We start from the raw sequence: 8,841 nt of genomic DNA on the forward strand, positions 1-8,841 counted from the left end.
TGCTCGAAGACGTGAACCTGCAAGGTGCACGCGGCATCCTGGTGAACATCACCGCCGGTCCTGACCTGTCCCTGGGTGAGTACTCCGACGTGGGTAGCATCATCGAAGCCTTCGCTTCCGAGCACGCGATGGTCAAGGTCGGTACCGTTATCGATCCAGACATGCGCGACGAGCTGCACGTGACTGTCGTAGCTACCGGTCTGGGCGCTAAAATCGAGAAGCCTGTGAAGGTCATCGACAATACCGTTCATACTTCGATGCCTTCGCAGCCACAACAACAAGCCCCTGTTCGTCAGGAAGCTCCAGCGGTGAACTACCGTGACCTGGACCGTCCGACCGTCATGCGCAACCAGGCTCAGGCCGGTGCTGCGGCTGCCGCGAAGATGAATCCGCAAGATGATCTGGACTACCTGGACATCCCGGCCTTCCTGCGTCGTCAGGCCGATTGATGAAATGTATCAGGGCTATGAAGGTGATTGGTGTTCAGCAAAGGCGTGGTCTGCTATCATCGCCAGCCTTTGTTGATACCAGTTCGCAATTTGCGCTGAAGCGGCCCAAGCCATGATTAAACAACGCACACTGAAAAATATTATCCGTGCCACAGGTGTAGGTCTGCACTCCGGGGAGAAGGTATACCTGACCCTCAAGCCTGCACCGATCGACACCGGAATCGTCTTTCGCCGTGCCGACCTCGATCCTGTGGTCGAGATCCCGGCTCGTGCAGCCAACGTCGGTGAGACAACCATGTCTACCACGCTGGTCAACGGTGACGTGAAAGTGGATACGGTTGAGCACTTGCTTTCGGCCATGGCTGGCCTGGGCATCGATAACGCCTACGTCGAGCTCTCCGCGTCCGAAGTCCCGATCATGGATGGTAGCGCTGGACCCTTCGTATTTCTGATTCAATCGGCGGGCCTGGAAGAACAGGACGCCGCCAAGAAATTCATCCGCATCCTGCGCGAAGTGACAGTGGAAGACGGCGACAAGCGCGCCACTTTCGTCCCTTTCGAAGGCTTCAAGGTGAGTTTCGAGATCGATTTCGATCACCCGGTTTTCCGTGACCGCACCCAAAGTGCAAGCGTGGATTTTTCCAGCACTTCGTTCGTAAAAGAAGTCAGCCGCGCCCGCACCTTTGGTTTCATGAGTGACATCGAGTACCTGCGCAAGCACAACCTCGCACTCGGCGGCAGCGTTGAAAACGCGATCGTGGTCGACGCCGATGGTGTACTAAACGAAGACGGTCTTCGCTACGAAGACGAATTCGTGAAGCACAAGATCCTCGATGCAATTGGTGACCTCTACCTGCTGGGCAATAGCCTGATTGGTGAGTTCAGGGGCTTCAAGTCCGGACATGCACTGAACAACCAGCTGCTGCGCAAGTTGATTGAGCAGACAGATGCTTGGGAAGTCGTGACTTTCGAAGACGCCAGCACTGCACCGATCTCTTACATGCGCCCTGTTGCGGCCGTGTAAGTAAAAAACCTCTCTAGTTTTTTAAAGGCTGCCTTCGGGTGGCCTTTTTTTATGCCTGATCGTTCCCACGCTCCGCGTGGGAATGCCTCAACGGACGCTCCGCGTTCGGCTCTTGATTGGGACGCAGAGCGTCCCTGGCTGTATTCCCACGCGGAGCGTGGGAACGATCACGTCCTCAATCCTTGCGGGAGCGCATCGTTGCGGGAGCAGTAATAACAGACAAAAAAAAGCCGCTGGGTGGCAGCGGCTTGGAAGACAGTTTTCACGGGAAAGAGCCAATGAAAACGTCAGGAGAAAAAGGAGCAGTGCGCGTGGATCAGCTGTCTTTCAGGGCCTCGCCCTTGGACTGAGTGCTTGATGCTTGCGGGGCTTGAGTGCCTTGTTGAGCCTTGGCCGTCATCTCGGTCTGGTGCTCTTCATAAGCGGCGGCGCGTGCAGTGTTCTGGGCGACGAACGCATGCGACTCTTCAGCCATGACGAAAGGAGAAGCGATCAACGAGGACAAAACGAAAGCGCTGGCAATACCCATACTGTTGGACATCTTTAAAACCTTCTTGCTTGGCAAGTGCTGTTTGGTGTGGGCAAAGATAAGGATGTCGGGCGATGGGAAAAAGAGCGGATTCATGAAAGGACTATTACATGAAAAGCAAAGATCGCAGCCTGCGGCAGCTCCTACAGGTGTACGCCGATCCGCTGTAGGAGCTGCCGCAGGCTGCGATCTTTTGATCTTCTAAACCGGCAAATGAATGCCAAACGTGTTCATCCCATGGTCACTGCGCACAAACACATCACCGCCATGCATCAGCGCAATCGCCTTGACGATGGCCAGCCCCAGGCCGTGGTTATTTCCGCTGTTGCTGCGCGAAGCGTCGACGCGGTAGAAGCGTTCGAACAGGCGCGGCAGATGCTCGCTGGCGATCGGCGAGCCGGGGTTGGCGACGCCGATGCTGACCTGATGTTCCTGGGCTTCGATCCGTACCTGAATCACCTGCCCAGGCTCGGTGTGCTGTACCGCGTTGCTCAACAGGTTGATCAATGCCCGGCGCAGATGTGCGATCTCGATTCGCACCTGGGCATCGCCGCTGACCTGCACCTCGACCCGGGCGTCCTCAAGAATGAAGTCCAGGTACTCAAGGGTCGTTGCCACTTCATCGGCCAGCGAAGTGGACGACAGCTTGGTCGCTTTGCTGCCCTGATCCGCGCTGGCAAGGAACAACATGTCGTTGATGATCGAACGCAGCCGTTCAAGCTCCTCGAGGTTCGATTGCAGGACTTCGAAATAATGCTCGGCGGAGCGCCCGCGGGTCAGCGCGACCTGGGTTTGGCCAATCAGGTTGGTCAGTGGCGAGCGTAGTTCATGGGCGACATCGGCGTTGAACGATTCCAGGCGCGAGTAAGCCTGTTCGACCCGCTCCAGCGTCGAGTTGAACGAGTTGACGAATTGGCTCAGCTCCGGCGGTAGCGGCGACAGCCGCAGGCGTCCCGAACGCAAGGGCGGGGCCAGCCGCTGGGCTTCCTGAGACAGTTTGATCAAAGGCTTAAGGCCAATTCGCGCCACCCAGTAACCCAGCGCCGAGGCCATCAGGACACCGACAATCGCCAGTGCGATCAAGGCGATCAGCAATTGATGCTGAGTCTGGTGAAAGGTCTCGGTGTCGATGGCGATCATGAAGCGCAACGGCGGTCGCTGATCCTTGGCCGGGAACTGGCTGACCAGTACTTTCAGCGCATGGGGCTGATCCGGTAGCTGCATGTCGCGCATGCCCAGCGGCCCTTCGGCAAAGGCACGAATCTGCGGCGTGGGGTTGCCGTACTCATACTGCGGATCGCCGCTGGTGATCCAGAAGCGGATGCGCTTGTCTTCTTCGCCGAGCAGCTTGAGCTTGTTGTTGATCTTCACCCAATGCTCGGGCGTGCCGTAACGGCCGACGGTTGATTCGAGCACGCTGTAACGCGCGTCCAGTTCGGCTTCCGGCAACAAGCCAAGGCCCTTGTCGACCTGCTGGTACAAGGCCCAGCCGATCAATAGAAAGACCAACAGCGCCACGAGCGTGAACATTGCGCTCAGGCGTAGCGCGATGGAATTACTGGACACCACGGCTCTCCAGCACATAACCCATGCCACGAATCGTGTGCAGCAATTTCTCTTCGAAAGGCCCGTCGAGTTTGGCTCGCAGGCGCTTGATGGCCACTTCGACGACGTTGGCGTCGCTGTCGAAATTGATGTCCCAGACCATCTCGGCGATGGCGGTTTTCGACAGGATTTCACCTTGTCGGCGGGCCAGCACACTGAGCAGCGAAAATTCCTTGGCCGTCAGGTCCAGGCGCGTACCGGCGCGGGTGGCCTTGCGGCTGATCAAATCTATCCACAGGTCGGCGATGCTCACTTGCACCGGTTCATGGCCGCCACTGCGCCGGGTCAACGCTTGCAGGCGCGCCACCAGTTCGAGGAAGGAAAAGGGTTTGCCCAGGTAATCGTCGGCGCCGTCGCGCAAGCCTCTGATGCGGTCTTCGACCCGCTCGCGGGCGGTGAGCATGATCACCGGGGTTTGCTTGCGCGCACGTAACGCACGCAGGACGCCGAAACCGTCGAGGCCCGGCAACATCACGTCGAGGACGATCACCGCGTAGTCGCTTTCCAGCGCCAGGTGCAGGCCCTCGACGCCATCGCGGGCCAGGTCCACGGTGTAACCCTGTTCCGTCAGGCCGCGGTGAAGATAGTCCGCGGTTTTTTCTTCGTCTTCGATAATCAGAACGCGCATGACCCCGCCTCAGTCTGTGGTCGCCAGCGCCGGTGCCGGCGTTGGTTTGGGCTGATGGAATAGCCGCTCAAGCCACAAGTATATGACCGGCGTTGTGAACAGCGTCAGCGCCTGGCTCACCAGCAAGCCGCCGACCACCGCAATCCCCAGGGGTTGGCGCAGCTCGGCGCCGGTGCCGTAGCCGAGCATCAACGGCAAGGCGCCGAGCAGGGCGGCGAGGGTGGTCATGATGATGGGTCGAAAGCGTGTGATACAGGCCTTGAAGATCGCCTCCTCCGGCGACAGGCCGCCGTTGCGCTGCGCATCCAGGGCGAAGTCGATCATCAGGATGCCGTTCTTCTTGACGATACCGATCAGCAGCACCAGCCCGATCAGCGCCATGATCGAAAAATCCTGGCCACAGATCCACAGCATGATCACGGCGCCGAGACCTGCCGATGGCAAGGTCGAGATGATCGTCAGCGGGTGCACAAAGCTCTCGTAGAGCACGCCGAGAATGATGTAAACCGCCACCAGCGCCGCCAGAATCAGCCATGGCTGACTGGCCAGCGAACTCTGGAACGCCTGCGCCGCACCCTGGAAATTGCCGCTGATGGCCGTTGGCATGCCGATGTCGGCCTTGGCCTGATCAAGCATGATCACCGCATCGCCCAACGCCACGCCCGGCGCCAGGTTGAACGACAGGTTGGCGGCGGGGAACATGCCATCGTGGGCGATGGACAGCGGGCCGATGGTTGGGGCATCGAATTTGGCCAGGGCCGACAGCGGCACCATTTCTCCGCTCAGGGGCGAACGCAGGTAGAAATAGTTGAGGCTTTCAGCCTTGCCGCGTTGTTTGGTGTCCAACTCCAGGATCACGTTGTACTGGTTGACCTGGGTCTGGAATTCGTTGATCTGACGCTGGCCGAAGGCGTCATACAGCGCTTCATCGACGTCGCTGGCGGTCAGGCCAAAACGGGCCGCGGCGCTGCGGTCGATGTTGATATGGGTAATGCTGCCGCCCAGTTGCAGGTCATTGGAAATATCGCGGAAGGCCGGATTGCTGCGCAGTTTTTCCGTCAGGCGCTGGGTCCAGGTGCTGAGGGTCGGGCCGTCGTTGCTCTTGAGCACATATTGGTACTGCGCACGGCTGGGGCCGGAGCTGAGGTTGATGTCTTGCCCTGCGCGCAGATACAGCACGATCCCCGGCACTTTCATCAATTGCGGGCGAATCCGGTCGATGAATTCGCTGGCCGAGACGTCGCGGTCGCCGCGCTTTTTCAGGGTGATCCAGAACCGGCCGTTGGCGATGGTCTGGTTACTGCCGGACACGCCCACCGAGTGGGAGAACGTCTCGACCGCAGGATCGGCGGCAACGATTTCGGCCATCGCTAGGTGTTTTTTAACCATGTCACCGTAGGAAATATCGGCGGCGGCTTCGGTGGTGCCCAGCACGAACCCGGTGTCCTGGATCGGGAAGAACCCTTTGGGAATGAAGATGTAGCCGGCGATGGCCAGGCCCAGCGACAAAGTGAACACGCCGATCATCAACTTCTGATGGGCGAGGGCACGGCGCAGGCCTCTTTCGTACCACGCCAACAGGCGTTCACCAAAGCCCGGTTTGTCGTGAGCATGGTGCACCGGCGCACGCATGAACAACGCTGCCAGGGTTGGCGCCAACGTCAGGGAGACCACCACCGAAATCATGATGGTCGACGTAGCGGTCAACGCGAACTCCTTGAACAGCCGACCGACCACGCCGCCCATGAACAACAAGGGAATGAACGCCGCCACCAGCGAAAAGCTGATCGACACCACGGTGAAGCCAATTTCTCCTGCGCCCTTGATCGCCGCCTCGCGCATGCTGTCGCCGGCCTCCAGGTGGCGGTGAATGTTTTCCACCACCACGATCGCATCGTCGACCACAAACCCCACGGCCACCACGATCGCCACCAGCGTCAGGTTGTTCAGGCTGAAGCCCATCACGTACATCAGGGCAAAACTGGCAATCAGCGACACACCGAGCACCGCCGACACAATCAACGTGGCTGACAGCTGGCGCAGGAACAACGCCATGACGGCCACTACCAGCATGACGGCGATCATCAGGGTGATTTCCACTTCATGCAGCGAAGCGCGAATGGTCTGGGTGCGATCAATCAATACCTTGACCTGCACCGAAGCGGGCAACATCGCTTCCAGTGCCGGCAGCGCGGCCTGAATGCGATCCACGGTCTCGACGATGTTGGCGCCAGGCTGGCGGAAAATCACCAGGTTCACCCCCGGTTGCGAGCCCGCCCAAGCCTGAACGTAGGCATCTTCCGAACCATTGACGACTTTGGCGACATCCTTGAGGTGAACCGGGGCGCCATCCTTGTAGGAAACGATCAACTGGCTGTATTCGTCGGGATGGAACAGTTGATCATTGGTCGAAAGCGTTGAAATGCTCGACTCGCCGTACAGCGCGCCTTTAGCGAGGTTGAGACTGGTCTGCTGGATCGCCAGGCGGATGTCGGCCAGGGTCAGACCGATCGCCGCCAGTTTGTCCGCCGACACCTGGACGCGAATGGCCGGACGTTGCTGACCGGTGATGACCACCTGGCCGACCCCATCGACCTGACTGAGCTGGCGGGACAACAAAGTTTCCGTCAGATCGCTGAGTTCCGGGCCGGGCATTAGTGAGGAGTTGACGCTGAGGATCAGCACCGGACTGTCCGCCGGGTTGACCTTGCGCCAGGTCGGCAGGTTCGGCATGTCCTTGGGCAATTTGCCAGCGGCGGTGTTGATCGCGGCCTGAACTTCCTGGGCGGCGGTGTCGATACTCTTTTCGAGGGTGAATTGCAGGGTCAGGTTGGTCGAGCCCAAGGCGCTGCTCGACGTCATTTGGGTCACGCCGGGAATGGCGCTGAATTGCACTTCCAGGGGTGTGGCCACCGACGATGCCATGGTTTCCGGGCTGGCACCTGGCAGTTGCGCGGCCACCTGGATGGTCGGGAATTCCGCTTCCGGCAACGGCGCGATGGGCAGGCGCGGGAAGGCAATCACGCCCAGCAGCACCAGCGCAAAAGTCAGCAGAATAGTGGCCACCGGGTGATCGATGCACCAGGCCGAAATCGAGCCGTGGCCTTTCATGGTGCCGACTCCGATTTCACGACTTGCGGCGGATCGGTCAGCACCTGCACCGTCGAACCGGGCTTGAGTCGCGATTGACCGTCGCTGACCAGTTTGTCGCCGGGCTGCACGCCTTTGATGATGTTCTTGCCGCTGTCCTGGTAGACCATTTGCACCGGTACGGTTTCGACCTTGTCGCCATTGAGGCGATAGACGAAATGTTGATCAAGGCCGCGTTGTACGACGTTGGGCGGTACGACCAGCGCATCCTTGTCCAGCGCCGTCTGGATTTTTACCGTCACCAGCAGGCCCGGCCAGAGTTTCTGCCCGGCATTGTTGAATTCCGCCTTGGCACGGATGGTGCCGGTGTTGGCGTTGATCTGGTTGTCGATCAGGGTCAGATGGCCTTCACCGAGCAGGTTGCCGGTTTCACCGTCGGTATCGGCACCGATGTAGGCTTTTACCAGAGCGTGTTGCGGGTCGCTGATCAGGCCTTGCAGGGTTGGCAGCATGTGTTGCGGCAGGGAGAACTCCACGGCAATCGGGTCGATCTGGGTCACGGTGAACAGACCCTGGGTGTCGGTCATGCGCAGGAAGTTGCCTTCATCCACTGTGCGAATGCCGACGCGACCGGTGACCGGGGATCGAATCTGTGTGTAGGACAGCTGCACCTGGGCGGCGTCGATTGAGGCCTGATTGCCTTGGGCGGTGGCTTTGAGTTGGTTGACCAGCGCCTGCTGCTGGTCGTAGGTCTGCTTGGAGACGCCGTCGTCGACGCTCAGCAGTTTGTAGCGCTTGAGGTTGACCAGCGCCACTTGCAGTTGTGCCTGGCTTTCGCCGAGTTGCGCCCGGGCCTGGTCGAGGCTGGCACGGATCGAACGATCGTCGATAGTGGCCAGCAGGTCGTCTTTTTTCACCAGTTGGCCTTCCTTGACCATGATTTTGGTGAGGATGCCGTCGATTTGCGGGCGGACCACGACGCTGTGCAGCGACAGCACCGAGCCGATGCCGCTGACGTAGCGCGGTACGTCTTTTTCGATGACGTTGACGACGCGTACTGGGATGGCGGTGGGGGCTGCCAGTTTTGTCTTGGCGGGTTTGGTGGCGTACCACAGGCCCAGCGCTGCCAGGATGATCAGAAGGGCGACGAGCAGGGCGGGTTTTTGCTGGATTCGCATGCGAGTGGGGCGCCGGGGATTGGTCGGTGGGTAGTTTCCTTTATAAACCTGTTTGGTGGTCGGGAGGGTGACTGCTAACTGACGGCGCTGTCAGTTTTCTGTGGGGATGGGTTTTGTGTACATATCCGTTGCTGCGGTAACGGCTACTTATGGTTTCGCCCTGACGGCCGACTCCCTTTGGCAAACGCCCCAAAGGAAGCAAAGGTCTCGCCCCGAGCGTCCGGCCCCTCGCTAAGGCTCGGGGTTCCTTCGCTCCGGCATTCATCCGGGGGCATCGCCCTCCGGTTGGCTTCGCTGGCACCTACATGCGATGAGTTCGACTGCGTCGAACGGCGCTG

Annotated in this window: 6 protein-coding genes and 1 pseudogene; 2 read left to right on the top strand and 5 right to left on the bottom strand. The window is 59.6% G+C overall.

The window, feature by feature from the left end; translation table 11 throughout:
- Positions 1 to 449, top strand: a pseudogene (locus ACRESJ_RS26600) (cell division protein FtsZ); the annotation flags it as partial.
- A gap of 112 nt (positions 450 to 561) precedes the next feature.
- Positions 562 to 1,473, top strand: coding sequence for a UDP-3-O-acyl-N-acetylglucosamine deacetylase (gene lpxC, locus ACRESJ_RS26605; RefSeq protein ID WP_431760524.1), 912 nt, complete (start codon positions 562 to 564; stop codon positions 1,471 to 1,473).
- A 316-nt stretch (positions 1,474 to 1,789) separates the two neighbouring features.
- On the opposite strand, the gene ACRESJ_RS26610 is transcribed toward lpxC, so the two are convergent.
- The 5 genes from ACRESJ_RS26610 to ACRESJ_RS26630 form a co-directional block, all read right to left on the bottom strand.
- A complete protein-coding gene (locus tag ACRESJ_RS26610) occupies positions 1,790 to 2,014 on the bottom strand; it encodes a hypothetical protein (RefSeq protein ID WP_431760528.1) in 225 nt (74 codons plus the stop codon).
- A 189-nt stretch (positions 2,015 to 2,203) separates the two neighbouring features.
- Positions 2,204 to 3,568 carry a heavy metal sensor histidine kinase gene (locus tag ACRESJ_RS26615; RefSeq protein WP_431760525.1) on the bottom strand — a complete coding sequence of 455 codons (1,365 nt, stop codon included), beginning with the start codon at positions 3,566 to 3,568 and terminating at the stop codon, positions 2,204 to 2,206.
- Positions 3,558 to 4,235 carry a heavy metal response regulator transcription factor gene (locus tag ACRESJ_RS26620; RefSeq protein WP_175391038.1) on the bottom strand — a complete coding sequence of 226 codons (678 nt, stop codon included), beginning with the start codon at positions 4,233 to 4,235 and terminating at the stop codon, positions 3,558 to 3,560. Before ACRESJ_RS26620 ends, ACRESJ_RS26615 begins: the two co-directional genes overlap by 11 nt.
- 9 nt (positions 4,236 to 4,244) lie before the next feature.
- On the bottom strand, positions 4,245 to 7,346 hold the full coding sequence (locus tag ACRESJ_RS26625; protein WP_431760526.1) for a multidrug efflux RND transporter permease subunit: 3,102 nt from the start codon (positions 7,344 to 7,346) through the stop codon (positions 4,245 to 4,247).
- Positions 7,343 to 8,503, bottom strand: a complete 1,161-nt coding sequence (locus tag ACRESJ_RS26630) for an efflux RND transporter periplasmic adaptor subunit (RefSeq protein ID WP_431760527.1) — start codon at positions 8,501 to 8,503, stop codon at positions 7,343 to 7,345. Before ACRESJ_RS26630 ends, ACRESJ_RS26625 begins: the two co-directional genes overlap by 4 nt.
- Between the last annotated feature and the right edge of the window lie 338 nt (positions 8,504 to 8,841).

Source organism: Pseudomonas sp., from assembly GCF_050739655.1.
GTDB lineage: Bacteria > Pseudomonadota > Gammaproteobacteria > Pseudomonadales > Pseudomonadaceae > Aquipseudomonas.